This window comes from Streptomyces sp. SCSIO 75703, from assembly GCF_036607905.1.
In the GTDB taxonomy this organism is placed as follows: Bacteria; Actinomycetota; Actinomycetes; order Streptomycetales; family Streptomycetaceae; genus Streptomyces.
This window is the reverse complement of record NZ_CP144555.1, coordinates 3,372,932-3,399,536: the sequence shown is the minus strand read 5'-3', so window position 1 is coordinate 3,399,536 and position 26,605 is coordinate 3,372,932. Positions and strand designations below refer to the sequence as shown.

General features: G+C 75.2%; 24 protein-coding genes and 2 pseudogenes. 13 read left to right on the top strand and 13 right to left on the bottom strand.

Features of this window, described 5'->3' with window-relative positions; all coding sequences use genetic code 11:
• Positions 1-21 precede the first annotated feature (21 nt).
• Positions 22-1,638 carry a methionine--tRNA ligase gene (metG, locus tag VM636_RS14810; protein WP_030421047.1) on the bottom strand — a complete coding sequence of 539 codons (1,617 nt, stop codon included), beginning with the start codon at positions 1,636-1,638 and terminating at the stop codon, positions 22-24.
• A 157-nt stretch (positions 1,639-1,795) separates the two neighbouring features.
• Entirely contained in the window at positions 1,796-3,571 is a 1,776-nt protein-coding gene (locus VM636_RS14805; protein ID WP_338484774.1) for a VWA domain-containing protein, read from the bottom strand.
• Between the two features lie 278 nt (positions 3,572-3,849).
• Here VM636_RS14805 and VM636_RS14800 point away from each other — a divergent pair, with 278 nt between their 5' ends.
• Positions 3,850-5,928 carry a PhoX family protein gene (locus tag VM636_RS14800; protein ID WP_338484772.1) on the top strand — a complete coding sequence of 693 codons (2,079 nt, stop codon included), beginning with the start codon at positions 3,850-3,852 and terminating at the stop codon, positions 5,926-5,928.
• 29 nt (positions 5,929-5,957) lie between these two features.
• Here the strand turns inward: VM636_RS14800 and VM636_RS14795 are convergent, their stop codons facing one another.
• The 3 genes from VM636_RS14795 to VM636_RS14785 form a co-directional block, all read right to left on the bottom strand.
• On the bottom strand, positions 5,958-6,971 hold the full coding sequence (locus tag VM636_RS14795; RefSeq protein ID WP_338484770.1) for an endonuclease/exonuclease/phosphatase family protein: 1,014 nt from the start codon (positions 6,969-6,971) through the stop codon (positions 5,958-5,960).
• A gap of 197 nt (positions 6,972-7,168) precedes the next feature.
• Positions 7,169-8,104, bottom strand: coding sequence for a hypothetical protein (locus VM636_RS14790; RefSeq protein ID WP_037858506.1), 936 nt, complete (start codon positions 8,102-8,104; stop codon positions 7,169-7,171).
• A 312-nt stretch (positions 8,105-8,416) separates the two neighbouring features.
• Entirely contained in the window at positions 8,417-8,881 is a 465-nt protein-coding gene (locus VM636_RS14785) for a hypothetical protein (RefSeq protein WP_338484767.1), read from the bottom strand.
• Between the two features lie 128 nt (positions 8,882-9,009).
• Between VM636_RS14785 and VM636_RS14780 the strand changes: the two genes are divergently transcribed.
• The 3 genes and pseudogenes from VM636_RS14780 to VM636_RS14770 all read left to right on the top strand — a co-directional run.
• Positions 9,010-10,176 (top strand): PP2C family protein-serine/threonine phosphatase, encoded by a 1,167-nt coding sequence (locus tag VM636_RS14780; RefSeq protein WP_030421041.1) that lies wholly within the window; start codon positions 9,010-9,012, stop codon positions 10,174-10,176.
• A gap of 65 nt (positions 10,177-10,241) precedes the next feature.
• Positions 10,242-10,652 (top strand): annotated as a pseudogene (locus tag VM636_RS14775) (hypothetical protein); the annotation flags it as partial.
• 993 nt (positions 10,653-11,645) lie between these two features.
• A pseudogene (locus VM636_RS14770) lies at positions 11,646-12,293 on the top strand (hypothetical protein); the annotation flags it as partial.
• Positions 12,294-12,674: 381 nt separating this feature from the next.
• On the opposite strand, the gene VM636_RS14765 reads toward VM636_RS14770, so the two are convergent.
• The gene (locus VM636_RS14765) at positions 12,675-12,863 is read right to left on the bottom strand and encodes a hypothetical protein (protein ID WP_030421039.1); all 189 of its coding nucleotides are present in this window, start codon (positions 12,861-12,863) and stop codon (positions 12,675-12,677) included.
• 105 nt (positions 12,864-12,968) lie between these two features.
• On the opposite strand from VM636_RS14765, the gene VM636_RS14760 reads away from it, so the two are divergent.
• Positions 12,969-14,312, top strand: coding sequence for a helix-turn-helix transcriptional regulator (locus VM636_RS14760; RefSeq protein WP_030421038.1), 1,344 nt, complete (start codon positions 12,969-12,971; stop codon positions 14,310-14,312).
• Between the two features lie 326 nt (positions 14,313-14,638).
• On the opposite strand, the gene VM636_RS14755 is transcribed toward VM636_RS14760, so the two are convergent.
• A complete protein-coding gene (locus tag VM636_RS14755) occupies positions 14,639-15,559 on the bottom strand; it encodes a hypothetical protein (RefSeq protein ID WP_338484764.1) in 921 nt (306 codons plus the stop codon).
• A 412-nt stretch (positions 15,560-15,971) separates the two neighbouring features.
• Here VM636_RS14755 and VM636_RS14750 point away from each other — a divergent pair, with 412 nt between their 5' ends.
• Both VM636_RS14750 and VM636_RS14745 read left to right on the top strand, forming a co-directional pair.
• Positions 15,972-16,931, top strand: a complete 960-nt coding sequence (locus VM636_RS14750) for an LAETG motif-containing sortase-dependent surface protein (RefSeq protein ID WP_338484762.1) — start codon at positions 15,972-15,974, stop codon at positions 16,929-16,931.
• Between the two features lie 411 nt (positions 16,932-17,342).
• Positions 17,343-17,651, top strand: a complete 309-nt coding sequence (locus tag VM636_RS14745) for a thioredoxin family protein (protein ID WP_338484760.1) — start codon at positions 17,343-17,345, stop codon at positions 17,649-17,651.
• An 87-nt stretch (positions 17,652-17,738) separates the two neighbouring features.
• On the opposite strand, the gene VM636_RS14740 is transcribed toward VM636_RS14745, so the two are convergent.
• The 6 genes from VM636_RS14740 to VM636_RS14715 form a co-directional block, all read right to left on the bottom strand.
• Positions 17,739-18,170, bottom strand: a complete 432-nt coding sequence (locus tag VM636_RS14740; RefSeq protein ID WP_338484758.1) for an RNHCP domain-containing protein — start codon at positions 18,168-18,170, stop codon at positions 17,739-17,741.
• A 23-nt stretch (positions 18,171-18,193) separates the two neighbouring features.
• Positions 18,194-18,550, bottom strand: coding sequence for an RNHCP domain-containing protein (locus VM636_RS14735; RefSeq protein ID WP_053912991.1), 357 nt, complete (start codon positions 18,548-18,550; stop codon positions 18,194-18,196).
• Positions 18,551-19,000: 450 nt separating this feature from the next.
• Positions 19,001-19,369 (bottom strand): DUF6479 family protein, encoded by a 369-nt coding sequence (locus VM636_RS14730; protein WP_030421032.1) that lies wholly within the window; start codon positions 19,367-19,369, stop codon positions 19,001-19,003.
• Between the two features lie 99 nt (positions 19,370-19,468).
• The gene (locus tag VM636_RS14725) at positions 19,469-19,756 is read right to left on the bottom strand and encodes a twin-arginine translocase TatA/TatE family subunit (protein ID WP_338484756.1); all 288 of its coding nucleotides are present in this window, start codon (positions 19,754-19,756) and stop codon (positions 19,469-19,471) included.
• A 165-nt stretch (positions 19,757-19,921) separates the two neighbouring features.
• The gene (locus tag VM636_RS14720; RefSeq protein WP_030421030.1) at positions 19,922-20,377 is read right to left on the bottom strand and encodes a TerB family tellurite resistance protein; all 456 of its coding nucleotides are present in this window, start codon (positions 20,375-20,377) and stop codon (positions 19,922-19,924) included.
• A gap of 97 nt (positions 20,378-20,474) precedes the next feature.
• Complete coding sequence (locus VM636_RS14715; RefSeq protein ID WP_338484754.1) at positions 20,475-21,464, bottom strand: sporulation protein; 990 nt, start codon at positions 21,462-21,464, stop codon at positions 20,475-20,477.
• 410 nt (positions 21,465-21,874) lie between these two features.
• Between VM636_RS14715 and VM636_RS14710 the strand changes: the two genes are divergently transcribed.
• From VM636_RS14710 to VM636_RS14685, 6 genes are all read left to right on the top strand, one after another.
• On the top strand, positions 21,875-23,272 hold the full coding sequence (locus tag VM636_RS14710; RefSeq protein ID WP_078962555.1) for a hemolysin family protein: 1,398 nt from the start codon (positions 21,875-21,877) through the stop codon (positions 23,270-23,272).
• Positions 23,269-24,291 (top strand): hemolysin family protein, encoded by a 1,023-nt coding sequence (locus tag VM636_RS14705; RefSeq protein WP_030421027.1) that lies wholly within the window; start codon positions 23,269-23,271, stop codon positions 24,289-24,291. The genes VM636_RS14710 and VM636_RS14705 overlap by 4 nt, the downstream gene beginning before the upstream one ends.
• A 201-nt stretch (positions 24,292-24,492) precedes the next feature.
• Positions 24,493-24,849, top strand: coding sequence for a MerR family transcriptional regulator (locus tag VM636_RS14700; RefSeq protein WP_338484751.1), 357 nt, complete (start codon positions 24,493-24,495; stop codon positions 24,847-24,849).
• Between the two features lie 254 nt (positions 24,850-25,103).
• Complete coding sequence (locus tag VM636_RS14695; protein ID WP_030421025.1) at positions 25,104-25,307, top strand: cold-shock protein; 204 nt, start codon at positions 25,104-25,106, stop codon at positions 25,305-25,307.
• Between the two features lie 279 nt (positions 25,308-25,586).
• Positions 25,587-25,952 (top strand): hypothetical protein, encoded by a 366-nt coding sequence (locus VM636_RS14690; protein WP_030421024.1) that lies wholly within the window; start codon positions 25,587-25,589, stop codon positions 25,950-25,952.
• A complete protein-coding gene (locus VM636_RS14685; protein WP_078962554.1) occupies positions 25,949-26,605 on the top strand; it encodes a class F sortase in 657 nt (218 codons plus the stop codon). The genes VM636_RS14690 and VM636_RS14685 overlap by 4 nt, the downstream gene beginning before the upstream one ends.

The window sequence follows — 26,605 nt, the reverse complement described above, 5'->3', positions numbered from 1 at the left end:
TCCCCGGTCGCGGCAGAGCCGTTACGCGTTCGGCTTCTCCTCGAGACGCGGGAACAGCACGGCGCCCTTGGTGACCGTGGACCCGGCCGGCAGCCGGCCCCAGTCGGCGGCCTCGCCGACCTTCTGGTCCGCGAGCGCCCCGAGGGACGCCTCGGCGCCCAGGGACTCCCACAGCTTGGCGCTGCTCTCCGGCATGACCGGGTTCAGCAGCACGGCGACCGCGCGCAGGGACTCGGCGGCCGTGTAGAGGATCGTCGCCAGGCGGGCGCGGCCCTCCTCGGAGGTGTCCTTGGCGACCTTCCAGGGCTCCTGCTCGGTGATGTAGCCGTTGACCCGCTTGACGAAGTCGAAGATCGCCAGGATGCCGCCCTGGAAGTCCAGCTCCTCGCCGATCTTCCGGTCGGACTCGGCGACGGCCAGGGCCAGCGCCTCGTGGATCGCCCGCTCGGCCTCGCCGTCCGCCGTGGCCTGCGGCAGGGCACCGTCGAAGTACTTGCCGACCATGGCGGCCACCCGCGAGGCGAGGTTGCCGTAGTCGTTGGCCAGCTCGCTGGTGTAGCGGGCGGAGAAGTCCTCCCAGGAGAACGAGCCGTCCTGCCCGAAGGCGATGGCCCGCAGGAAGTACCAGCGGTAGGCGTCCACACCGAAGTGCGAGGTCAGGTCCTGCGGCTTGATGCCGGTCAGGTTCGACTTCGACATCTTCTCGCCGCCGACCATCAGCCAGCCGTTGGCGGCGATCTTCCCCGGCAGCGGCAGGCCCTGCGCCATCAGCATCGCCGGCCAGATCACGGCGTGGAAGCGGAGGATGTCCTTGCCGACCAGGTGCACGTCGGCCGGGAAGGTGGCCTCGAACTTCTCCTGGTTCTCGTTGTAGCCGACCGCCGTGGCGTAGTTCAGCAGCGCGTCGACCCACACGTAGATGACGTGCTTGTCGTCCCAGGGGATCGGGATGCCCCAGTCGAAGGTGGAGCGGGAGATCGACAGGTCCTGGAGGCCCTGACGGACGAAGTTCACGACCTCGTTGCGCGCGGACTCGGGCTGGATGAAGCCCGGGTTGGCCTCGTAGTGCGCGAGGAGCTTGTCGCCGTACTCGCTCAGCTTGAAGAAGTAGTTCTCCTCGGCGAGGATCTCCACCGGCTTCTTGTGGATCGGGCACAGCTTCTGACCGGCGTACTCGCCCTCGCCGTCGAGCAGCTCGCCGGGGAGCTTGTACTCCTCGCAGCCCACGCAGTACGGGCCCTCGTAGCCGCCCTTGTAGATCTCGCCCTTGTCGTGCAGGTCCTGCACGAACTCCCGGACGCGGTCGGTGTGCCGCTGCTGCGTGGTGCGGATGAAGTCGTCGTTGGCGATGTCGAGGTGGTCCCACAGGGGTTTCCACGCCTCGTCGACGAGCTTGTCGGCCCACTCCTGGGGGCTGACGCCGTTCGCCTCCGCGGTGCGCATGATCTTCTGACCGTGCTCGTCCGTGCCGGTGAGGTACCACACCTTCTCGCCGCGCTGACGATGCCAGCGCGTGAGCACGTCCCCTGCGACGGTCGTGTAGGCGTGGCCCAGGTGAGGAGCGTCGTTGACGTAGTAGATGGGGGTGCTGACGTAGAACGCCTTGCCACCCTGCTTCTCGGTTCCAGTGGCCGCCATGGGCGAAATCCTACTGGTCCGCGGGAGGTCGCCTCACCCGCGTTCCGGGTGCCGGAACGGGCCCGCCCCCCGGCGGCGGCCTGGGGGCCGCGGCCGGGGGGCGGGCGGGTGTGCGGGCGGGGGGAGCCTTCCCGGGTGCCCGTGCGGGGTGTCTCCGCTACGGGCGCCAGCCCGCGAGGACGCCCTCGTACAGTTCCGCGTCGGTCAGCTCGCGCGGGGTCTCGCCGGCGAGGAAGTACGACGTGTTCGGCGTCTTCAGCTTGCGCAGGTAGTCGAACGCCTTGTTCTCCGGGTCGCCGAAGGCGACGAACGCGAAGAAGACGCCGGGGTGGGTCTCGGCTGCGGCCGTGAGCGCCTGGGTGGCCGGCGTCTTGGCGTCCGGGGCGCCGTCGGTCTGGAAGACCACCAGCGCGGGTGTGCCGGCGGGCTCCTCGCCGTGCCGGGCGAGGACCGCTTCGACGGCCACGTGGTAGCTGGTACGGCCCATGCGGCCCAGCGAGCCGTGCAGCTCGTCGATCTTGTTCTCGTACGCGTCCGGGGTCAGCTCGCCGGTGCCGTCCACCTCCGTGGAGAAGAACACGACCGGGACGGTGGTGCCCTCCGGGTCGAGGTGGGCGGCGAGGGCCAGGGTCTGCTCGGCGAGCGCCTGGGCGGAGCCGTCCTTGTAGTACGGGCGCATTGAGGCGGAGCGGTCGAGGACGAGGTAGACCTTGGCGCGGGTGCCCGTGAGGTCGTGGGCGCGGAGGGAGTCCTCGGCGGGGGTGCCTCCGGCGGGGGCGGGGGTGGCCTCGGCGGGGGTGCCTCCGTCGGCGGGGGTGGCCTCGGCTTCGCCTTCGGCCTCCGTGTTCCCACCCGCGCCACCCGTGCGGGATGCGTCGTCGGGTGCGGGTGCCGCCTGTGGGGTGTCCTCGCCGTCGGCGGGCGCGGGCTCGGGGGCCGACACGGGGGCCTCCGGCTCCGTCGCGGCCTCCGGCTCCGGCTCCGGCTGGGGTTCGGGGTCCGGGGTGGGCTGGGCGGGCGGCTCGGCCTCCGCCGCGGGTTCGGCTTCGGGGGTGGGCTCGGGTTCGGGGGTGGGCTCGGGCTCCGCTTCGGCCACGGGCCCGGAGGTGGGCTCGGTCGCCTGCTCCGGCTCCGGGGCGGGCTCCGGCTTCGTTTCGGCAGCGGGCTCCGGCGCCGGGGCCGGCTCCGTTTCCGCCGTCGGTTCCGGGGCGGGCTCCGCGGCCGGCTGCGCGGGCTCCGGCTCGGGGGCGGGTTCCGTCTCGGCCGTCGGCTCCTCGGCGGCCTGGGCCGGCTCCGTCGCGGCCTCCGGCTCCGGCTCCGGCTGGGGTTCGGGGGCCGGGGCGGGCTCGGCGGCCTGCTCGGGCTCGGGGGCCGGGGTGGGCTCCGGTTCGGGCCGGGCGGGCGGCTCGGCCTCCGCCGCGGGCTCGGGGCCGGCCTCGGGGCCGGGGGCCTCCGGTGCGTCTGCCGGCTCCGGCTCGGTGGCCGTCCCCGCCGCGGGCTCGGGGGCCGGCTCCGGGGCGGGGGCCGGTTCTTCCGCCGTCGGGGCGGGCTCGGGCGCCGGGGCCGGCTCTTCCCCCGTCGGCTTCGCGGCGGGGGCCGTGGGGGACTCGGGCCGCTCGGGCCCTTCGGGGGAGGTGGGGTGGGGGACCGTGATGTGGGCGAAGGCGGCGGTGACGAGTTCGTGCTCCCCGTCATCCTGCTCCTCCGTGCCGGCCGGCCGGGGCTCGGGGACCTGGGCGGCCGGAGCGGCCGGTTCGGCCGCGGGGGTGGGGGCGGTGGACTGGGAGGGGAGCTTCGGCTCCGGGGTGGCCGGTGCGGCGTCGTCGTCGGGGGCGGTCGGCGGCGCCGTCTCCGGCGTCACACCCTCCGCCTGGGCGGTCCTTGCTTTGCGTGACCGACCGAACGCGTTCCGCAGGAGAGTGAGAATGCCCATGTGCGCAACCCTTCGCGTGAGTTGATGCCCGTCAATCCCTGGCCAGGACGGACACGTAAGGTTAGCGGCCCCGGCTTGTGATCTTGTGCAGGGCCTGCCATGGAAGTCGGGGCGCGTCAAGAGCCGTAACGAGCCGTCCTCACCGTTCAGCCCGGGTCGGCGATCAACTTCCCTCCGTCTGCCACGGGTTCATCCGGCGTTCATTCCGCCGCCCGGCTCCCGCACGTATGTGCCCCTACGGTCGCGCTGACACCAAGGGTCTGCCAGGGGAGAACGAAGTGCGCAAGCCGCTGCCGCTCATCACCACGCCGTCCGGATCGCATCCCGGCGGACGGTCCGCCATGACCTGCCGCTTCCGGTGCGGTGACGCCTGCTTCCAGGAGGTTCCCAACACCAGCTCCAACGAGTACGTCGGTGACGTCATCGCGGGCGCGCTCAGCCGTCGTTCGATGATGCGCGCCGCCGCCGTCGTCACCGTCGCCGCCGCGGGGGCCACCGCCGCCGGCACCGCCCTCGCGCCGCCGGCCCAGGCCGTCCCCGTCGCCGGCAAGGGCAACGGGGAAACGCCGAAATCGCAGGCCGCCCGCGGGCTCCGCTTCACCCCCGTCGCCCCCAACACCCGCGACGCCGTGGTGATCCCGGACGGATACCGCCAGGACGTCGTCATCCGCTGGGGCGACCCGATCCTGCGCGGGGCCCCCGCCTTCGACCCGGAGCGGCAGACCGCCAGGGCACAGGCCGGGCAGTTCGGGTACAACAACGACTTCCTCGCGCTGCTGCCGCTGCCCGGTGAGCGGGGCCGCCAGGTCCTCGTCGCCAACCACGAGTACACCGACGAGGTGCTCATGTTCCGGGGCTACGACCCCGAGAACCCCACCCGCGAGCAGGTCGAGATCGCGTGGGCGGCGCACGGACTGTCCAGCATCGTCGTGGAGGAGGACCGCCGCACCGGCAACCTCACCCCCGTCCCCCGCCACCCCCTCAACCGCCGGCTCACCGCCACCAGCGAGTTCCGGCTGACCGGCCCCGCCGCCGGCTCCGCCCTGGTGCGGACCTCCGCCGACCGCAGTGGCACCACCGTGCTCGGCACCCTCAACAACTGCTCCGGCGGCACCACCCCGTGGGGCACGACGCTGCACGGCGAGGAGAACTTCAACCAGTACTTCACCGGCGGCGACCGGCCGACGGACAAGCGGTACGGCATCGGCACCGGCGCCACCGAGCGCAAGTGGGAGCGGTTCGACGAGCGGTTCGACATCGCCCGCGAGCCGAACGAGGCGCACCGCTTCGGCTACGTCGTCGAACTCGACCCGTACGACCCCACCTCCACGCCGCGCAAGCACACCGCGCTCGGCCGCTTCAAGCACGAGGCGGCGACGGTGCGCATGACCCGCGACGGCCGTCCGGTCGTCTACTCGGGCGACGACGAACGGTTCGACTACTTCTACAAGTTCGTCGGCAGCAAGCGCATGATGCCGGGCAACAGCCGCGCCGCGCGCCGCCACAACCTGACGCTGCTGGAGGAGGGCACCCTCTACGTCGCCAAGCTGACCGGCGACTCCCCGGCCGGGGACATCGACGGCACCGGGAAGCTGCCGAGCGACGGCGAGTTCGACGGCAGCGGCCAATGGATCCCGCTGGTCACCGCCACGGCCCGGGGCGCCGTCTCGCACGTGGAGGGCATGACCGCCGAGGAGGTCTGCGTCTTCACCCGGCTCGCCGGCGACAAGGCCGGCGCGACCAAGATGGACCGCCCCGAGGACATCGAGCCCTCGCCGCGCACCGGCAAGGTCTACGTCGCCCTCACCAACAACACCAAGCGCGGTGTCGGCTCCAACCCGGCGGCGGACGAGGCCAATCCGCGCAACGCCAACAAGCACGGCCACATCCTGGAGCTGACCGAGCGCGGCGACAAGGCGGAGAGCACCACCTTCGCCTGGTCGCTGTTCCTGGTCGCGGGCGACCCGCAGGACCCGTCGACCTACTTCGCGGGATTCCCGAAGGAGGCGGTCAGCCCGATCTCCTGCCCGGACAACGTGGCCTTCGACGACCACGGCAACCTGTGGATCTCCACCGACGGCAACGCGCTCGGCAGCCACGACGGCCTCTTCGGCGTCGCCACCACGGGCAGCCGGCGCGGTGAGCTGAAGCAGTTCCTGACCGTGCCGACCGGTGCGGAGACCTGCGGCCCGGTCATCCAGGACCGCCGCGTCCTGGTCGCCGTGCAGCACCCCGGCGAGGTCGACGGCGCCTCCGTCGAGAAGCCGGCCAGCACCTGGCCGGACGGACCGGGCCGGATCGTGCGCCCGGCGGTCGTGGTGGTGTGGCGCGCGGACGGATCCGGCATCGGCGTCTGATCCGCGGCCCCCCGCGGGGCGGTGGCGGGTCAGCCGTCGCCGTGCAGGGTGAGGTCGACGACGAGCGCCCGGTGGTCGGTGCCGGCCAGGCGCAGGAACCGGGCGCGGTGCGCGGTGAAGTGCTCCGACACCAGCACGTGGTCGATCTGCGCGCCGAACGCCGGGGTGCTCCGGGACGGCCAGCTCGGCGCGCGGTCGGCCCCGGCGAGGCGGGCCGCGTCCGTCAGCCCGGTGTCGAGCAGGCGCCGGAAGGCGGCGTGGTCCTGGGCGGCGTTGAAGTCGCCGGCGAGGATGGCGGGCCCCCGGCCGTCCCCGGCGGCGGCGTCGCGCAACGCCCCCAGTTCCGTGCGCCACAGGCTCACCTGGCCCGGCAGCGGCGGCATCGGGTGCGCCAGCCGCAGACGTACGGCGTGGCCGCGCACGTCGGCGACGGCCGCGGGCATGCCCATCGTGGCGGGGACGCCGGGCGCCGCCGTGAGCGGGTGGGCGCCGAGGATGACGGACCCCTCGGAGCCGCCGCCGGGGACGGCGCTGCGGTGCGGGTAGTCGTCCCCCAGCCCCTCTCGCAGCGCGGCCTCGCACCCGGGGTCGCACTCCTGGACGAAGACCAGGTCGGGCCTCTCGCGGCGCACGGTGGCGATCAGCGCGGACGTGCCCCGCCCGAACTCCACGTTCGAGGTCAGCACCCGCAGTTCGGCGACGGGCGGACCGGACGGGGGCCCGCCGGTCTTCCCGTACGGCCCGGTGTACCAGGCGAGCAGTCCCAGCAGCGCCACGCCCCACACCAGGCCGGTCCACCAGCGGGCGCGCAGCGCCAGCAGCAGGCCGAGGCCGACCGGGACCAGCAGCCAGGGCAGGAAGGCGAGCAGTTGCGGCACCGGCGTGACGCCGTCGGTGTCGGCGGCCCGGCAGGCGACGACCGCGCTCACCCCGGCGAGGAGCAGCCCGCCGCACCAGGCCCGCGGCCCGCGGCCCGGCCGGCGGTCCGGACGCTGCGAACCGGGCTCCTCCCGGTCGCCGGCCGCCGCCGTGTCGGTGTCCACGTGCCGCCTTCCGCTCGGCTGGGGCGCTGCCCTGGGGTGGCGCGGGCGGCGCGTACTGCGTCCGGCCGGGGCGCCGGGTGGTCCGGGGCGGACCGGGGTCCTTCCGTCCGGAGGACGGTCGGGGCGGACGGAAGGTTCCCGTCCGGGGTGGGCGGGGCCGGGCCCGGCCGGACGGCGCGGGGCCGGTCCCCGGCGGGTCAGAGGCGGGCGCGGCTCGGCGCGGGGCCGACGGCCGGCCCGGTGGGTACCCGGCGGCGGGCGCGGAGGCGGCCCGCGAGCCAGGAGAGCACGGCGACCGCCAGGCCGAGGCCCACCAGGACCCAGGCCGCCGTCCGCAGCGTCGCGGTGAGCGCGTCGTAGACGGCGCCCGCGGCCGGGCCGTCCACCGGGCCGGGCAGGCCCGCGACGGTGAGCCGCCGGCCGACCACGACGGCGAGCGCGAGCAGCCCGCCGCCGAGCGCGGTGCCGAGCCCGGTCGCGGTGACCGCCCGGCGGCGGCAGGCGGCGACGGCGATGCCCGCCACGGCGAAGACGACGGCCGCCAGCGGCAGCCAGAACGCGGCGACGTCGACCACGTGGTAGCCCTTCCTGAGCCGGTCCACGTCGTGGGCCGGGAGCACGGTGACCGGGGTGGGCCGGACGGGGATGCGGTCGGCCATCGGCACGTGGTCCTCGGCCAGCCGGTCGCGGACGCGGGCGGTGACGGGGGCGAGGTCGACGGTGACCGCGCGGCCGGTCCGCTCGTCGCGCAGGGCGCGCAGCACGGCGCCGTGCACGGTGCGGTTGGCCGCGTCCCAGCCCGCGCGGTACGCCGCCGTCCGGGTGAACGACCGCGCCGCGTCCCGGACGAACAGGCGCACGCCGTCGCTCGCCGGCACGGCCTGCCCGGCGCCCGGCACGCCGGTGTCCCGCGCCCCGGCCGTCTCCACCTCCGCGAGCACCCCCTCGCCCACCGCGTCGGCCACCGCCTCCCGCACGTGGGGATCGGTGGCCAGGGGCGCCATCGCGGCGACGTAGCGGCCCGTGTCGCCCAGCCCGTACGCCGCCCACGCGGCCAGCGCGCCGCACGGGGCGAGCAGGCAGGCGAGGACGGTCAGGAGGGCCGACAGACGGCTCCGCAGGCGTGGCGACACCCTTCCAGGCAACGCCCGGCGCGCGGGGCGGGCGAGCCGGGCGACTGCATATGGCCCTCCCCGCCCCGCCGAACGTGCGCCCGCCGGCCTGCCGGCGGCTCGGGTGCCTCAGGGCGGCTGGGGGCCCGCGTCCGGTGCGCCGACCGGGCTGAGGGACCGCGTCCGGTGCGCCGGGACCCGTACGGCGTCGGACCGTGCGCCGCCCGGCCCCGCCCGGAGACCCGGGCGGGAACCGTGCGCCGCCCGGCCCCGCCCGGAGACCCGGGCGGGAACCGTGCGGCGTCAGGCCGTACGGGGTGGGGCCGTGCGGCGTCAGGCCGTGCGGCGGCCCGCCGCGTCCTCGTGGGTGTAGTAGCGGTAGAAGAGGACGAGGAACGTCGCCGCGGCCACCACCAGCGACAGCCCGATGCACGTGAACATCGCCACGCCGGTCTGCGTGTACAGGAAACCCAGCGCGCTGCCGGTGAACGCCGCCCACAGCGCCGCGTGGCCCTCGCGCGGCAGCCGTCCCGCCACCGCCCGGACCGCCGCGTAGAGGACGGCGAAGGCGAGCGCCGCCATGAAGCCGTAGAACACGTTCCAGCCGGTGATCGGTCCGCCGAAACGGCGGTTGGCCGCCACCCAGTAGCCGTAGACCAGCCCCAGGACGACGGGGAGCACCCAGTGGGCCGCCAGATGGGTCCGCTCGCCGAAGACGTCGGGGGCTGCGCGCGGCCTCGCGGACGGGCCGCGCGCGGTTCCGGGGGTACCGGACGTCGGTAGTGCCTGGTGCGCCATGAGAGCACTCCTCTCTCCACGTCCCGGCTACCAGAGCACACCCGGATCGGCCGCCTGGCAAGTCCGGGATGCGGGGGACCGGATCGCGTGCTTCGCTGGGGCGCGTGAGGGGTCGTGTCCACAGGCGGGTGACCGGCCGATGGCAGTTCGTCGGCCGGCTGGTCGGGCGGACCGACGTCGAGTTGCGGCACGAACTGTTCAGCGTCCGCGGGCGCAGCATCGCGTGGCTGTTCCCCCTGGCGCTGCTGGGGGGCATCGCCGCCGTCGACGTCACCACCGGGGCGTTCCAGGTGATCTCCTGGACCGTGCTCGTGCCCGGTATCGCCGCCGCCATCTGCGGTGTCTGGGCGACGGCCGCGCTCGCCGTGCTGGCCGTGCTCGTCTACCTCCTCGCCGACACCTTCTGGCAGGTGCATAACAACACCGGTCTGCCGGGACTCGTCCTGGTGCTCCTCGGCGGCGTCATCGCCGTCGTCGCCTCCAGCGTCCGGGTGCGCGGCGAGGAACGCATGCTGCACATGCGGGACATCGCCGACACCACCCGCCGCACTGTGCTGCGCCCGATCCCGCAGGGGTGGGGGGGCCTCGACCACGCCGCCGTCTACCTGGCCGCGGACACCGAGGCCCGCGTCGGCGGCGACTTCTACGACATCCAGCTCGGCCCGCACGGCACCCGGGTCCTCATAGGGGACGTCCAGGGCAAGGGGCTGGGGGCGGTGGAGACGGCGTCCGCCCTGCTCGGCACCTTCCGGGAGACCGGCTACCACGAGGCCGACCTGCGCACCGTCGCCGAACGGCTCGACCAGCGCCTGCTGCGCCACCGCCAGCACAGCCAGGGGCTCGGCTACGCCGAGGGCGACGGCGACCGCTTCGCCACCGCCGTGCTGGTCGGCTTCTCCGAGGATCTGCCGGACGAGGTGGACGCCGTGGTCTTCGGCCACGAACCCCCGCTGGTCGTCGGCCCCAACGGCGTGCGGCGCCTAGGCTCCGAGGCCGGTCTGCCGCTCGGCATGGCCGACATCGCGCCCAGTGTGCTGCCGCCGGTGTGCCGGGTGGCCCTCGCCCACGACGAGACCCTGCTGCTGATGACCGACGGGGTGACGGAGGCCCGCGATCCCGAGGGCCGCTTCTACCAGCCGGCCGAGGACATCGTCCGCGCCCTCGCCGCCGATCCGGACGGCGTCGTCGTGCCGCAACGGCTGGTCGCCCTGGTCCGCGACGGCACGCTGCGGCACTGCCGGGGGCTGCTGGTCGACGACACGACGATCTTCGCCGTGCGGCGGGTCGCGAAGTGAGCGCCCCGTGGCGGGGTACGAGCGGTTAACGTGCTGATGTACGTGATCGATCGGGGGAGGGTCCGTTGTCCGGAACCGTGCTGCTGCTCGCGGCGTCGCCCGTGGGCCGGGGGTGCCTGGTGGACGCCGCGTCCGTCCTCCCCGTGCTCGCGGCCGTGCCGCCCGCCGTGCTCTCCGGCACGGAGACGGCGAACGTCGTGGAACTCGCCGACCCGCTGGACCCGCAGGCCGTCCTGACCCGGCTGCGCGCCGCGGCGGCGGCACCGGGCCCGCTGACGGTGTACATCGCCGGGCAGCTCCAGCTCGACCGGCGCCAGCGTCTGCCGCACCTCGCGCTGGCCCGGACGACGGCGGCGACGATGCGGTACACGGCGCTGCCGTGGCACTGGATCCGCGAGGAACTGCGGCTGCGGCCGAGCGGCGCGACGACGCTGTTCCTGGACCTGCACGCGGACCAGGAGACGTGGCGGTGGCTCCGGGAGTCGTCGGGCGGCGGGACGGCGGGGGCGCCCGGGGACGGCCCGTCCGGGGCGTTCGGGGTGTCCGGGGTGTCCGGGAGCGCGGTGGCGGGCGGTGGTGCGTTGGCCGGTGCCGGGGCGTCCGGGGCCGGTGTGGGACGGGCCGGCGGGGCCGGCGTGGGCGAGGCCGGTGCCGGTATGGCCGGTGCCGGTGTGGCCGGTGCCGGTGTTGCCGGGAGTGGGGCGGCGGCCGTTGGGTCTGGCGGGGCTTTTGCTGCCGCTACGACGGCCGGGGCTGGGGTGCCTGGTGGGGCGAGGGTGCCTGGTGGAGCTGGACAACCTGGTGAGGCCGCTGGAGCGCATGGTGGGGGTGGGCACCCTGGTGGGGCTGGGGTGCCTGGTGAGGCTGCTGGAATGCCCAGTGGGTTCACAGTGCCACCGGGGTTCACACCGGTGCGGGAGCCCGCGGCGGAACACGGGTGGACTCCGCCGCCGGGGTTCACAGGCTCACCAGAGTTCACACCCCCGGCGGGGCAGGCACCGGCAGCCGGGTTCACACCGTCACCGGAGTTCACAGCGCCCGACGGGCCCGCGCCGACACAGGAGTTCACACCGCCACCCGGGTTCACAGCGGCCCACCGCACCGCCGGGCCAGGCCCGGCGCCGGAGTTCACACCGACACCTGAGTTCACAGCATCTTCCGGGAACGCTTCGGTTCACGGGCTCACAGCCCGCCCCGAGTTCACAGCCCCAGCAGAGTTCACGGCCTCATCAGGGTTCACAGCTCCGCCCGGGTTCACAGAGGCACCAGGACGCCCCGGCGATCATGGGTCAACGCGGACAACCGAGTTCACAGCCTCCCACGGGTTCACACCCCCGCCCTCGGTTCCCCCAGCTCCCCCAGCCTCGGCAGCGCCCGCAGCGCCCGCAGCGCCCGCAGCCCCCACGGGCCCCCTGCCCACCCCGCCCCGGCCCGCCGCCCAGGCGGCACCTCGGCCCACCCCGTCGCTCCCCCTGGACTCCGGCCGGAACAACGCCGTCTACGGCCGCATCGCACCGCCGCCCTCCCGGCGGACGATGGGTTCCCCGTCGTACATGCGCACCCTCGCCACGATCCTGCGCAGCGGACACCGGCCGCCGCCGGACCTGCTCCACCAGCAGGTGCTGGCCCGCCTCGCCGCCGAGGACGCGGCGGCCGGCCCCGGCCTGGTGCTGACCGCTCCGGGACCCGCGGCCGGGGACCCCCACGCCCGGGTCGCCGACGCCGTACGCGCGGGCCGGCACACGGAGGCCGACGCGCTCGCCGCCCACCACGAGCGGGCCGCCGCGCAGGCACGCGGACCCGCCTCCGAGGACGCCCTGCACTGGGCGGAGGTCCGGGCCGACCTGGCGATGTTCGCCGGTGACCCGGTGCGGAGCTGCCGCGCCTGGCTGACCGTCGCCGAGGCCCGCCTCCGGGCCGGCCAGGCGCCGGACGCCCCCGCTGTCGAGGCCGCCGTCGACCGGGCCCACCACCAGTGGGGACGCATCACCTCCGCCGCGCAGGCCCGCGAACTGGGCGCGGCCCTCGCCGTACTCCGGGGTCACGTCCCCGGCCGCCGGGAGGGCGCCCTCGCCCACGTCCACCGGGAACTCCACCGCCTCCAGTCCCAGCCCTGACCCGAGGAGCCCCGACCCGAGGAAACCCGGACCCGGGGAGTCCGGACCCGGGGGCCCGGACCCGCCCGGCGCGGACGCCCGGCCGGTACCCCGCCGGAAATGCCCGCGTACGGCGACCGGTGCCCTTCCGGCCACCGCCGGGAACCCGCGCCGGGTGCGCAGGCCACCCGCCACACCGGGCACCTGCCACAACTGCCACCTGCCACACCGGGCAGCCACCGCACCGGCCAGCCACCACACCGGGCACACCGGCTCACACCGGACGCCCAGCACGCCGCCACACCCGGCTCAGCCGCCACACCCGCCTCACGCCGCGCGAAGGTACCGGTGGCCACCCGGGCTCCCCGGCGGCATCCCGGGCTTCCTGGCGGGGCGAGCCCGTCAGGGATTCAAGGGGTTCAGGGAGTCGGCCATGGGGGCCGTGTCCCGCTGGGGCGGGGCTGCCGGGGAGGCGGGCTCGGCCGTACGGGTCTGGCTCGCGGTTCCGGCCAGGAACAGGCAGGCCACGGCCGCCACGGCGGCGGCGAGGCCCCTGGCGTACCGTTCGGCGGTGCGGGTGCGTGTGGCCACGGCGTCCTCTGCGGGATCGTGTCAAGCGCTGTTAAGCGCGCTTAATTCGCGGTTTAACCTAGGGCCGTCGGAGCCTAACGGCAAGAGGCACAGGGGGAGTTGGCAGTGGGGGACCGTGACGACCGGGGCACCATCGGGCGACGGGTGCAGCGGTTGCGGGTGGAGCGCGGGATGACGCAGCGCCAGCTCGCGGAACCGGCGTACACGCCCGCGTACATCTCCACCCTGGAGGCCGGCCGGGTCCGGCCGTCGGACGACGCCCTGCGGCACATCGCCGAGCGGCTCGGCGTCGGTTACGAGGAACTGGTCACCGGACGCCCCGCCCGGCTCGCCACCGATCTGCGGCTCCGGCTCACCGAGGCGCAGCGCACGCTGGCCGCCGGGGACGCGGCGCGGGCGGCGGAGCTGTACGGCGGGCTGCTCGCGGAGGCGGAGGCGTACCACCTCGACGAGGAGCGGGCCGCCGCGCTGCTCGGGCTCGGCGAGTGCGCCGTGGACACCGGCGAACTGGACGCCGCCCACGAACACTTCGAGCGGGCGGAGGCGTGTCTGGCGGACGCCCCGCTGCCGGCCCGGGTCCCGGCGTTGCGCGGCCGGGCTGTCACCCACTACCTCGCCGGCGAACTCCGCTACGCCGTCTACCTGCTGGAGTCGGCGCTCGACGAGCTGAACCGCGGCGGGCTGCACGATCCCGACGCACTGCTGCTGCTCTACGCCAGCGTCATCGGCCCCTACATGGACATGGGCGCGCACGCGCGGGCCGCCAAGGCCGCCGAGTACGCCCTCGCGCTCGCGCCCCGGGCCGGTGACCCGGCGCTGGTGGCGCGCATGCACCGGTCCGTCGCCCGCACGCTGCTCGCCGAGGGCCGGCTCGCCGACGCCGACGCCTCGCTGGCCAAGGCGGCCGAGCTGTACCGCACGCTCCAGTTGCGCACGGAGCTGGCCAACTGCCACTGGATGCGCGGCTACGTCTACGCCCAGAACGGAGAACTCCAGCGTGCTGAGGAGGAGTTGCGTGAGGCGCTGGGCATGCACTCCGCGACCCGCGCCGCCCTCTACAGCAGCCAGGTCGCCGTCGAACTGGCCGACGTCCTCCACCGGCGCGGCAAGTCCGAGGAGGCCGCCGGGCTCCTGCGCGGTGTGCTGGACGACCTGTCCTCCGAACGCGGCGCGGTGCACTCCGCGGGCGCCCACCGGCTGCTCGGCATCATCGCCGAGGACGCCCGGGACACGGAGGCCGCCGAGGAGCACTACGTACGGGCGCTGAGCCTGCTGGAGCGCGCCGGTGCCGCCGGGGACCTCGCCGACCTGTGCCGGCTCCTGGGCGACCTGCTGCGCCGTACCGGCCGGGTGGAGGCGGCCCTCGACGCCTACCGCACCGGCCTCGGCCACCGCACCGCCCCCGGCACCACCACCCTCGGCCCCGCGCCCGCGCAACCGCCGCTCTAGCCGCCGCCGTTCCTCCGGCAGTGGTCCCTCCAGCAGTGGTCCCCCGGCCGCTGCTCCGGCAGTGGCCCCCCGGGCGGGTGCGGTCCCTCCGGTCGTGGCCCCTCGGTCGTGGCCCCCCGGCCGTTTCGCGGCCCCGTGCCGGGCAGTCGGGCGGCGGCGCCGCGGGACGAGCGAGGAGCGACGTCGCCCACGACGTGGTCGCCCACCGGCACCGCCTCCACCGGGACGCGTGACGGACACCGGCAGGGCACGAGGGGTCCCCAGACCGCGCCCGGCTCCGGCGGCGGATGTTCCCGGACCCGCGCCCGGCTCCGGCGGCGAGGTCGCTAGACCTGTGCGCGGCCCTGGCGGCGGATCTCCGTCAGGCGTTCCGCGCCGGTCTCCACGGCGGTACGGGTCGCCTCCTCGTCCGGCACGCCCCGCGCGCCGTGGGTGAGGCTGATCGCGTCCTCGCCGACCCGTACGGCGACGAGGTCCACGACGAGGACGTCCGGTGCGCCGGCGTCAGCCGCCGGTGCGCTCACCGTGATCCGCAGGCCCCGCCGGGCGTCCCCCGCCTCGGGTACCGGCGCCGGTTCCACCCGGACCTCGCGGGCGGCGTCCTTCGCCCCCCGGGCGGTGAACCGGCCGCAGGTGCCGGGCAGCGTGCCGAGCCAGTCCAGGGTCCTGTCGAGACCGGCCTCGGGGGCGGAGACGATCCGGTAGTGGAGCTGAGCCCCGTCACCCGCGCCGCTCCCGTCACCCGCGCCGCCCCCGTCGCCCACGCCGCTCCCGTCCTCGTCCCTCTCCCCGGCCTCACCCTCCCCGGCCCCGTCGCCCGCGTCGCCCGAGTCGTCCTCACCCGCGTACGCGTACGCCTCCTCCCCGCCGTCCAGGGCGGCCGTCGCGCGCGGGGCCGTGCCGAAGAGGTCCTCGGTGTAGAGGGCGTCCAGGAGGCGCCCGCAGTCCGGGTGGTCGGCGGTGGCCTTCAGCAGGGTGTCCCGCCAGGTCGCGGCGCCCCGCGTGGGTCGCCAGGGCTCGCCCAGGTCGGCGTCGGTGATCAGCGCGGCGCGCGCCTGCGCGGTGGTCAGCACGGGCGGGGCGGCCGGCGGGGCGGACGGAACCGCGGACGGTGGCCCGGCCGGGGCGGTGCCGGGCGGGCGTCCCGCCTCCGCGCCCGGGGCCGCGCAGGCGCTCGCCGCGAGGAGCAGGGCGGCGGTGGACGCACGGGCGGCGAGTCGGCGGCGGGCGGCCGGGGCGGTCAGCATCGGGGGAGCCTCCAGGGGAGCCGGGGCGGCCGTGCGGTCACGGCCCCTCCACGGCACCACCGGCCCCGCGCCGTCACCAGCGCGGGGGCCCGTCCGGGTGAGCCCGGCCTCCCGTCGCCGCGACCGTGAGAGCGCCCCGGCCGCCGCCTCCCCCGGCGACGGAACGTCAGGGCGCGTCACCGTGCGGAAGCGAGCGTTCCCTGTGTGACGAAGCTGTGAGCGGTCAAGAACTACCTTGAAATAATCGCGAGTTGACAGTATTCGGCGGCAGGACCACGATGGCTCCCACTGTGGCCCGAGTGATCGTGGGGCCCAGTCCTTCTCACTCACTCACCCCGGTACGGCCGGCGCGCGCTCGGTCGCTGCCCTGCCGCCGTCACCCGGGTGCAGCACACGCCAAGATGGGACCCGCATGTCGATAGCACGACGTGTCACCATGCGCCGCCTGCTGGGGACGGGCGCCGTGAGCCTCGCCCTGTGCGCCGCCTCCGTCGCCGGGGCCTCGGGCGCCTTCGCCCACGGCACGCCCGGCGGCGACGGCTGGAACAAGGGCGGCTCCTACAAGCCGGGCAGCGGCGCGGGGACGGCCACCGGGGAGGACCGCTGCCAGTTCTCGCTGGACGGCACCGACTTCCGCGACTCGGTCCAGGTCGACGACCGGAGCCTGCGGCCCACCGAGGACGGCAAGGTCCACATCCGGGTCCGCGCGGCCCGGGGCGCCGCTTCCTGCACCGCCTCGCTCTCCTCGTTCCTCGCCCACGGCCCGACCTTCGCCACCTCCGGCGAGCAGGTCTTCGTCGACTTCGACACGGCGACGGTCGAGCCGGGCGAGACCGGCACCCTGGACATCGCCGTGCCGGACGCGGGCTGCTTCGCCCAGATCGACCTGTACCGGGGCGCCGTCCGCTTCGACGGCAGGATCGGTGCGGACGACGGCTTCGAGCACGGCGAACTGCCCAAGGGCCCGGACCGCCCGGTCATCAAGGACAAGCTGATCGCGGCCTGGAACGGCGGCACCAGGGACTGCACGACCCCGGCCGGCGAGACGACCGGGGCGCCGGCCCCGGGCACCCCGGAGACCCCGGAGACCCCGGAGACCCCGGAGCCGGCGCCCGCCGCGCCGTCGGACACCCCCGAGAGCGCCACACCGTCGGCCGGGGCGCCTTCCGGGACCCCCGCCGGCACCCCGTCCGCCTCGGCCTCCCAGCCGGCCGCCGGCCCGGACGTCACCGCCCACGGGAGCGGCGGAAACCTCGCGGAGACCGGCGCCGACAGCAACACCGGCCCGGTCGCCATCGGCGCCGCCGTGCTGCTCATCGGCGGTATGGCGATCGTCGTCGCCACCCGGCGCCGCGACGCCGCCCGCTCCTGACCCGGGCCGGGCGCCCGCCGGGGCGGCGACGCCCCGGCCTCCGGCGCCCGGCGGCGCGCCCGCGCGGACCGCTCACCGCGCGGGCGCGCCCGTACCCGCGAAGAGCCGGCCCGCCGCCCCCGCCTCCCGGCACCCCGTCCCTCCCGCGGAAGTCCCCGCCCCGACGGGGGCCGGTCCCACGTCCCTCCCGCGGAGGTTCCTCGCCCTGTGGGAGAAGGCAACCGTGGGGAAAGATCGCGGCCGAGCGGTCTCGGGCACCCCGTGCAGCTCCGGCCGGTCGGGGAAGGCGGTCCATGGAGCCAGTCCGGGTGGTTCCGGATGAACTCCCGCAGCCCGGGATGCCGAGCCCCCGGCTCAGCGGCTCGCACGCCTGCTCGACACCCCGGCCAGAGCCAGAGGCATCATGGTCGCGTGGACATTGAGCTGCTTTACTTCGCGGGCTGCCCGAACTGGACCGTCGCTCAGGAGCACCTCACCGCGGCACTCGCCGCCGCAGGCCGCTCCGACCTGGACGTGAAGCTCCGCGCCGTCGAAACGGACGAGGAAGCCCAGGCAGCGCACTTCCCCGGCTCTCCCACGATTCACATCAACGGCCAGGATCCGTTCCCCGCCGCCTCCGATACATACGGTCTGACCTGCCGCGTCTACTCGACGCCGGGCGGCCTCGCAGGCGTGCCCACCGTCGATCAGCTCGTCCAGGCCCTCACCCGGACCTCCTGAGATCGTCGCAACACTCACCGGTGTTGCGACGATCCCTGGAATCCGCCGCGGTGGGCCGTGTCCGGTCACCGCCCCCCGGGGGCCGCGTCACAGGGAGCGCAGGGCGCTCCGGGCGAGGCCGGTGTCCCTCAGCGGCCTGAGCACCAGGCGGATGAGGACCAGCGGGTTGTCGTCGCCGGCGATCCGGTTGGCGCTCAGCCCACCGCACGCGCGGCACTCGTGGATGATCATCCACTCGCCGTCGGGCCGGACCGACATGCTCAGCGCCTCCATCCGGCCCCGGCAGTCCGCCGCCCGGTCGCCGGGCACCCGGCGGTCGACGTGCAGGCTGGCCAGGCAGTTCGGGCAGTGGTTGCGGTGGGTGGTGCCCGGCGCGTCCGGGGACACGTCCAGGCGGCAGCCCACACAGCGGAAGGCGTGCGTCCGGTGCCGTCCCTGGCCGTGGAGGACGTCCTTGGGCCGCTGCGGACGCCGGGCGGCCTGGGCACGCCGGCGCGGGTTCCTCGCTCGTCTCGGCATGGCGGGGTCCTTCTCCTTCCGGTTCAGAGGTCGCCGAAGGCTTCGAGCGGGAACGGGGGCTGGGCGAGGGGCCGTACGGCCATGCGCATCAGGACGAGCCGGTTGTCGTCGGCGTGGACGGGGCTGGAGGTCAGCTCGTCGCAGCGCACGCAGCGGTGGATGACCCGCCAGTCGCCCGTGCGCGGTACGGCGATGGAGAGCGGCGGCATCCGGCCCTCGCAGTCGCTGGGCCCGCCCTCGACGTGGTCGAGGACGTGCCGGGAGTGCAGGCAGGAGGGGCAGTGGTTGCGCGGGACGCCGTCGTCGGCGACGGAGGACACCGCCAGGCCGCACCATGCGCAGGCGAACGTGGCGGCGCGGGGGTCGTGAGGGTGGGACACCCGGGGGCTCCTTGCTGAGGAAGTCTGCGTGACAGCAAGAGCAGGCCGAGCGCCTCGGCGAGGGATCAGGGCACCGCGCGGCGGCGTCCGGTCACCGTCCGCGGGGGACGGCGTCGAGGACGGGGCCGGTCAGGCGGTGCTGCGAGGCGCGCTCGGCGCGGGCCGGGGCACAAAGTCTCTTTTCCAGGGCACGGAAGGCCCAGAGCAGGGAAAACGAACGGAGCGGAGCGACCGTAACACGGGGGCCGGGCGGGGTTCGACGGATTTAACGGGGCCCCGGGCCACTCGCCGGGGCCGGGTCCGGACGGCTCGTCGTGTGGGTTCGGGACGGCAGGGCGCCCGTCGTGGTCCCGCTCGGCCGGCCGCGTCAGGAGGCGCGCGTACGCCCCCCGCCCCCGGCCCCTGGGGCACCCGGGGTGCGCCGGCGGTATCGCCGGGGGTCGCCGGGGGTCACACGTGTCCCGGTCCGCCGCTGCCGAAGGCACCGCTCGACCCGGGCAGCCAGCGCCGCCGCGTCTGGTCGGCGCCCCGTCTGCTGCCGGAGTGGTGGAGCTGGTACGGCATCAGCCGTGGGCTCCCGTCCGTCGTCAGCGGGATCTCGTCGGGCTCCCGCATCTCGCGTTCCTCGCGGACGGCGCCGGTGGGCGGGAGCGTGGGCTGCTCGTCGGAGCGCGGCCGGGCCGGCTCCTGGTCCATGACCCGCATGCCGATCCGCACGGCCAGGATCAACGCACCCACGATCACCAGACCACCGACGAACGCCCCGGTCATCGCGAGCGCGTCGGGAGCGGCCTGCAGCACATACATCGCCGTACTCATGTTCTGATTATGTACCCGAAACGGAGAGAAAGCTCCCGGTATGTCCGGATCGCCGGTCCGTGCAGGTCCAGGGGTCGGCCGCGGCCCCGGGGGTGGCCGTCAGTCCCGGGAGGGCTCCGCGCCGGGGCGCCGCTCGTCCCGGTCGACGACCTCGCCCTGGATCACCCGGGGCGCGGCCGTGCCGTCCGGCTCGGCCGGGGCCGGAGCCGGGGCCGGAGCCGGGGCCGGGGCCGCCGGAGCGCCCTGCTCCTCCTTGAGGGCGCGCGCCTCCGACTTGAGGATGCGCGCCGACTTGCCCGCCGAGCGGGCCAGCTCGGGGAGCTTCTTCGCGGCGAGCACGGCGATGACGACGATGAGAATGATCGCGAGTTCGCTCAGTCCGAACACGACGCTCCCCGGGTGGCAGGCGGTCCGGGCCCGCACCCGCGGGCCCGCACGGAATCTACGGCAGACAGGGGCCGGCGGTCGACCGGCCGCGGGCCGGAAGAGGCCGGTCGCGGGCCCGGCCGTCCTCCGGCCGGGCCCGCGACCGGAGGGCCGCCCGGGGGCGGCTCAGAGGTCGAACTCGTGCGGCGGCAGGTCGAGCGCGAAGCACGCCTCGCGCACCACGGCCCGCTCGGTCTGGTCGAAGTCGCCGTCGGCGCCGCCGATGACGATGCCGATCTGCACCACCGCGCGCGCCTCGGCGGGCTTCTTCTTCGTCTTGGCGATCTCCTGGAGGATGCTGACCTTGCCGAAGTCGAAGTCGGCGGTCAGCTTGTCCAGATAACCCTCGAAGCGGCGGCGCAGGTCGTCGGCCGGGAAGTTCTGCAGCACCTCGTTGCTCGCGATGAGCTGCGCCACCCGCTGGCGCTCCGAGGGGTCGACGGAGCCGTCGGCGGCGGCGACCAGCGCGCACATCGCCATGCTCGCGTCGCGGAAGGCGCCGCTCTTGAGGTCGTTCTTCTTCGCGACGAGCTGGTTCTGCATCTGCGATGCGGATTCCTTGAGGCGATCCCAGAGGGCCATGAGAACTCCGTGAGGTCGAGAGGTGGTTCACCGGGGCGTGACGAAATCTACAGTTCTGTAGAAGTTATCAGGTCGGCTTTCCCGTCACGGGCGCCGCTCACTCGCCGTCCTCGCCGTCACCGGCGTCGTCCTCGAAGAAGTCGCCGACCTCGTCGATCACCTCGGCGGCCACCATCCCGCCCACGACGCCGACCGCGAGCCCCGCCGCGCCCGCCGCGACGGCGGTGCCGATGCCGGGGCCGGAGCGGGGCGCGTGCCCGCCGTCGTGGCCGTGGCCCGCCTCGTGGCCGTAGACCGCGTGCGAACCGTAGGCGGCGCGGTGCTCGACGAGCTGGCGGATCCAGCCGTCGACCAGGGCGTTCCAGTCCTGCGGGGCGGCCTCCTCGTGCGGGACCGTGAAGCGGCTGAGCGCGTCGTGCCCGTCGGAGAAGAGGCCGCCGCGCTTGTCCGCCTCCAGGACGATCTCCAGCCCGCCGGGCGTGGCGAGGAAGGTCAGCTCGATCTCCTCGACCTGGTGGGCGTAGCGCGGGGCCGGGCTCAGCTCGATCTCCTGGTAGAAGGGGAGCTGCTGCCCCGTGCCGCCGATCCGGCCGTACTCCAGGTCCGCCGAGCGGAAGCCGAAGCCCAGTTGGCCGAGGGCCTCCAGGATCGCCTCCTGGGCCGGCAGCGGCGTCACCGTCAGCGGGTCCAGGTCGCCCTTGTCGCGGGCGCCGGCCACCGCCAGCTCGGTGCGCACGCCGAGCACGATGCCGAGCGGCTGCCCGTACAGCTCGGTCACCGGCGTCTCCCAGGGCAGCACCAGCGTGAAGGGCAGCTCGCGGCGCTCCTCCGCCGCCAGCCGGAAGGCGCCCGCGACCACGTGCCGGTCGAAGGCGACCACGCCCTCGCCCTCCCCGCCCGCGTGCTCGGCCTCCACCCGCGCCACCAGTTCCAGCGTGACGTGCTCGATCTCGACGTCGGACGCCCCGCCGACCAGGTGGACCCGGCCCGACAGCGCGCCGCCCGGCCGGACCGCGACCGGATCGAGGACCGTGTCCACCGTGGGCCCGCCCACGCCGAGCGAACCGAGCAGCCGTTTGAACACCATCGCGGCGCTCACTCCTTCATCTCCGACGAGTGCGTCCGTGCAGCGCGTACGGGGAACGTCGGCAGGTCACCGGCGGTTCCGCGCAAGCGGGTAGAAGCATAGGGGCGGGAAGATCCACCGTCGGCGCGCTCCCGGCCGGTGTCCCCCGCCGGGCGGCCCTCCGGCCCGGGAAAGGCCGAAAATCGCCGTGCGGAAGTCGGGACGAAAGACCCGGTCACCTCCCTTTGCACGTCCTTTACCATGGTGGGGACCGTCCTCGGGCGGCCGGTCCCACCGGCCCCCCGCCGACCTCGATAGGAGCCCCGTTCCGTAATGGAGCCTCCCAGTACCGGCCGCGACGCGGCCGGCCCGTCACCCGCACCGTCCACGTGCCCCGTACGCACCGTGCGTGAGGGAAGCGGGGTGGCACGGTGACCGAGGTCCTGCTGCTCCTGCTGGCCCTCCTCCTCACACTCGCCTGCGCCGTCTTCGTCGCCGCCGAGTTCTCCCTGACCACCGTCGAGCGCGGTGACCTCGAACGCGCCGCCGAGTCCGGCGAGCGCGGCGCCGAGGGCGCGCTCAGGGCCGTCCGCGGGCTGACCCTCCAGCTCTCCGGCGCCCAGCTCGGCATCACCGTGACCTCCCTGGTCATCGGCATGCTCGCCGAACCGTCCCTCGCCGTCCTGCTCCGCGGCCCGCTGACCGCGCTCGGACTGGACGGCGCCGCGCCCACCGTCGCCACCGTGCTCGGCGTCGCCGTCTCCACCGTGGTGCTCATGGTCGTCGGCGAACTGGTCCCCAAGAACTGGGCGATCTCGCGCCCGCTGGCCGTCGCCAAGGTCGTCGCCGGCCCCCAGCGCGGCTTCACCGCCGCCTTCGGGCCCTTCATCCACCACCTCAACGACACGGCCAACCGCGTCGTACGCCGCTTCGGCCTCGAACCGGCCGAGGAACTGGCCTCCGCCCGCAGCCCCGAGGAACTGGTCGCCCTCGCCCAGCACTCGGCCGCCCTCGGCGCCCTGGAGGCCGACTCCGCCGAACTCTTCGTGCGGACCCTGCACCTGGGCGAACTGACCGCGGAGAACGTCATGACCCCGCGCGTGGACGTCAAGGCCCTGGAGGCCCACGCCACCGCCGCCGACGCCGCCAACCTCAGCCACGCCACCGGCCGCTCCCGCTTCCCCGTCTACCGGGGCACGCTGGACGAGGTCATCGGCACCGTCCACATCCGCGACGTCCTGGCGCTGGAGCCCGAGCGGCGCGCGGCCACCCCGGTCACCGAACTGGCCACCGCGCCGCTGCTGGTGCCCGACAGCCTGCCCGCCGACCGGCTCCTGGAGCGGATGCGGGCCGGCCGCACCATGGCCGTCGTCATCGACGAGTACGGCGGCACCGCCGGTGTGGCGACCGTCGAGGACATCGTCGAGGAGGTCGTCGGCGAGGTCCGCGACGAGCACGACCCCGCCGAGACCCCCGACCTCGTGCCCGTCCCCGCCGCCGGGGACGCCCCGCCGGCCTGGGTGGCCGACGGCTCGCTCCGCCTCGACCTGCTGGCCCGCACCGGCCTGACCGCGCCGGACGGCCCGTACGAGACCGTGGCCGGGCTGGTCGCCACCCACCTCGCCCGCATCCCCGCCGTGGGCGACGCCGTCACCCTGGACGGCTGGCGCCTGGAGGTCCTCGGCGTCGACCACCACCGCGCCCAGCGGGTCCGGGTCACCGCGCCCGCCCCGGCCGCGCCCGACGCCCCCGAGGCGCCGGGCGGCGCCACCGTGCCCGCCCCGCAGGCCGCACCCGCCGCCCGCCGCGAGCCGGAGGCGGCCCGATGACCGCCGTGCAGCTCCTCATCGGCGCCCTGACGCTGGTGACCAACGCCTTCTTCGTGGGCGGCGAGTTCGCCCTGATATCCGTACGCCGCAGCCAGATCGAGCCGCGCGCCAAGGAGGGCGACAAGCGGGCCCGCATGACCCTGTGGGGCCTGGAACACCTCTCCGCGATGATGGCCACCGCCCAGCTCGGCATCACCGTCTCCTCGCTGGTGCTCGGCGCGGTCGCGGAACCGGCCATCGCCCACCTCATGGAGCCGGTCTTCGCCGCCGTGCGCATGCCGCAGGGGCTGGTGCACCCGGTCGCCTTCGCCATCGCCCTGATCCTGGCGACCTACCTGCACATGCTCATCGGCGAGATGATCCCGAAGAACATCGCGCTGGCCGCCCCCGCGCCCACCGCGCTGCTCCTCGGCCCGCCGCTGGTCGCCCTCACCCGGGCGCTGCGGCCGGTCGTCTTCGGCATCAACGCCTTCGCCAACACCCTGCTCAAGCTGATGCGGGTGGAGCCGAAGGACGAGGTCGAGTCGGTCTTCACCGACCACCAGCTCGCCCGCATGGTCGTCGACGCCAGCGAGGCCGGACTGCTCAGCCCGGCCGACGGGGAACGCCTGCGCGACGCGCTGGAACTGGGCACCCGCCCGGTCGGCGAGATCCTCGTCCCCGTCCCCCGGATGCGCACCGCCCCGCACACCATCACCCCGGCCGGCCTGGAACGCCTCGCCGCGGAGGCGGGCTACTCCCGTTTCCCGGTCACCGGCCCCGGCGGCACCGTCCTCGGCTACCTCCACGTCAAGGACACGCTGGGCCTGACCGAGCGCGACCGGCCCTTCCCGCGCGCCGCGCTGCACCGCGTCACCCGGGTCGGCATCGACACCCCCCTCGACGACACGCTCACCGCCCTGCGCGCCGAGGACAGCCACCTGGCCGCCGTCACCGGCGAGAGCGGCGCCGTCCTGGGCTTCGTCACCATGGAGGACGTCCTGACCGAACTGGTGGGCCCCGCCCCGGCGACCCCCTGACCGGCCCCGCCCCGCCCGCTCGGTCCCCCTCCGCCGCGGAGGCGGACCGAGCGGGCTCGGCGAGGTGGGCGTGGGGGTCGTGTGGAGGGGTACCTGTGTTCGCCGGAGGAGGTATGTGGGGGGCGCGACTAGAATTCTGGTGCGGGGGAAGAGGATTCCCCGCGGCGGGCCGTGTCCCCAGCGGTCCGCGGGAAGGTATGCATGCCCCCGGAGAGCAGGCTGAGCGCCGAAGGTCGGCCGCAGGCCGCCGACCGGCTCGACGACGACGATTACCCGGCGTACACGATGGGCCGGGCCGCCGAACTGATCGGTGCCACGCCCGGATTCCTCCGTGCCCTCGGTGAGGCGCGCCTGATCAGCCCGATGCGGTCGGAGGGCGGTCACCGCCGTTATTCGCGCCGCCAGTTGCGCCGCGCCGCCCGAGCCCGGGAACTGGTCGACCAGGGCACGCCGGTCGAGGCCGCCTGCCGCATCGTCGGGCTGGAGGACGAGCTGGACGCGGCCCTGCGCGCCAACGAGGAACTGCGCGCGGCGGCCGGGCGGAACGGCGACGGATGAATATCTGTCCCGGGCGGGGGAGATATTCACGGGCCGTGGGAGCCGGTGTTTCCGGGAGATTCGCCGGGTGTTATTCCGGGTGATTATTCCTCCCGGTCGCCGGTGAAATGGGCGGGCTCCGACGGTGTTAGGGTCGTGGGTAGTTGCAGTTGTGGTTGCCGTGTGCGTTACCGGGTTTCCGGGCGGGTGATCATCGCAGCGATGGGAAGGTCCGCACAGTGCGGGTCTCCGGCATTGCTATAGGAGTCAATGACATGGCCACCGGTACCGTGAAGTGGTTCAACGCCGAAAAGGGCTTCGGTTTCATCGAGCAGGACGGCGGCGGCGCCGACGTCTTCGCCCACTACTCGAACATCGCCACCCAGGGCTACCGCGAGCTCCAGGAGGGCCAGCGGGTGAACTTCGACGTCACGCAGGGCCAGAAGGGCCCGCAGGCGGAGAACATCACCCCCGCGTAATGCACGGGTGAATCGCGACGAAGGGCCCGCACCGCACGGTGCGGGCCCTTCGTGCGTCCCGGTCCCGGACCTGGCCCCGGTGACCGCTCCCGGCCCCGGCCGGTGACCGCTCCCGGCCCCGGCCGGTGACCGCTCCCGGTCCCGGCGACCGCGCGGGCCGCCCACGGCTTTGCCCTCTCTTTACAACCCGGGCCGGGCGCGGGTCGTCTCTCCGCTCGATTCCGTGGACCCGTCCGGTCGTCGAGACCGGGCGGGCCGACCCCGAGAGAGAGCGATCCGATGCGCCGAACCCTGCTGTCCGCCGCCGCCCTCGCGTGCGCCGCCGTCGTGGCCGCCACCGCCCCCGCCCTCGCCGACGACTCGGCCCCCACCCCGGTCCCCTCACCCACCCTGGCCCCCGCCGACCCGGCCCCCGCCCCGGCCGAGCCCACGCCGGTGCCGTCCGTCAGCTCCCCGGCCGTGGCCGAGGAGCCCGCCCGGGAGGGCCAGGTCTCCGCCGTCCCCGAGGGCGCCCCCGACACCGGCGCCGTGGCGCGGGACGCCTCCTGGACCGGCGCGGGTGCCGCCGGCACGGGAGCCGTGGCGCTCCTCGCGGCCGGCGCCTCCGTCTACGTCGTACGGCGCCGGCGGGCGACCGGCGCGTGACCCCGTTCTCCGGGCGGGCCCTCGCCGCCCTCGCCCTGGCCGCGCTGCTCGCCGGCTGCGCCGGTTCCGGCGCCCCCGCGCCCCACGCCCGTACGGCGGCGCCGCCGGTGACGGCCGCCGGGCCCCCGGCGCGGCCCCTCGCGCGGTCCGTGCCGGTCGGCCTGAGCATCCCGGCGATCGGCGTCGACACCCCCGTGACCCGGCTCGGGCTCAACCCGGACGGCACGGTGGAGGTCCCGCCGCTCACCGCGCGCGACCCGGCCGGCTGGTACCGGCACTCGCCGACCCCCGGCCAGACCGGGCCCTCGGTCCTGCTCGGCCACGTCACCGTCGGCCGCCACGGCGACGGCGTCTTCCGCCGGCTGGACCGGCTGCGCCCCGGCGACCGGGTCCTGGCCCGCCTGGAGAACGGCACCACCGCCCCCTTCGCCGTCACCGAGGTCCGTACGGTGCGCAGGTCGCGGTTCCCGACCGACGACGTCTACGGCGACGTCGACCGCCCCGAGCTGCGGCTGGTCACCTGCGGAGGCCCCCGTTCCGGCGACGGCTACCGTGACAACGTGATCGTCTTCGCCGTGCTCACGGCACCGGACGACGACCCCGCCCCGCCCCCCGCGTCCGGCGCGCCCGACGACGACCCCGGAGGGCGCTGA

Excerpts from the sequence above, each read along its gene's own strand:
- VM636_RS14740 (WP_338484758.1), bottom strand. The coding sequence starts at position 18,170 with ATGCCGAGACGAGCGAGGAACCCGCGCCGGCGTGCCCAGGCCGCCCGG.
- metG (WP_030421047.1), bottom strand. The coding sequence starts at position 1,638 with ATGGCGGCCACTGGAACCGAGAAGCAGGGTGGCAAGGCGTTCTACGTC.
- VM636_RS14750 (WP_338484762.1), top strand. The coding sequence starts at position 15,972 with ATGTCGATAGCACGACGTGTCACCATGCGCCGCCTGCTGGGGACGGGC.
- VM636_RS14730 (WP_030421032.1), bottom strand. The coding sequence starts at position 19,369 with ATGAGTACGGCGATGTATGTGCTGCAGGCCGCTCCCGACGCGCTCGCG.
- VM636_RS14705 (WP_030421027.1), top strand. The coding sequence starts at position 23,269 with ATGACCGCCGTGCAGCTCCTCATCGGCGCCCTGACGCTGGTGACCAAC.
- VM636_RS14715 (WP_338484754.1), bottom strand. The coding sequence starts at position 21,464 with ATGGTGTTCAAACGGCTGCTCGGTTCGCTCGGCGTGGGCGGGCCCACG.
- VM636_RS14720 (WP_030421030.1), bottom strand. The coding sequence starts at position 20,377 with ATGGCCCTCTGGGATCGCCTCAAGGAATCCGCATCGCAGATGCAGAAC.
- VM636_RS14700 (WP_338484751.1), top strand. The coding sequence starts at position 24,493 with ATGCCCCCGGAGAGCAGGCTGAGCGCCGAAGGTCGGCCGCAGGCCGCC.
- VM636_RS14695 (WP_030421025.1), top strand. The coding sequence starts at position 25,104 with ATGGCCACCGGTACCGTGAAGTGGTTCAACGCCGAAAAGGGCTTCGGT.
- VM636_RS14755 (WP_338484764.1), bottom strand. The coding sequence starts at position 15,559 with ATGCTGACCGCCCCGGCCGCCCGCCGCCGACTCGCCGCCCGTGCGTCC.
- VM636_RS14805 (WP_338484774.1), bottom strand. The coding sequence starts at position 3,571 with ATGGGCATTCTCACTCTCCTGCGGAACGCGTTCGGTCGGTCACGCAAA.
- VM636_RS14690 (WP_030421024.1), top strand. The coding sequence starts at position 25,587 with ATGCGCCGAACCCTGCTGTCCGCCGCCGCCCTCGCGTGCGCCGCCGTC.
- VM636_RS14785 (WP_338484767.1), bottom strand. The coding sequence starts at position 8,881 with ATGGCGCACCAGGCACTACCGACGTCCGGTACCCCCGGAACCGCGCGC.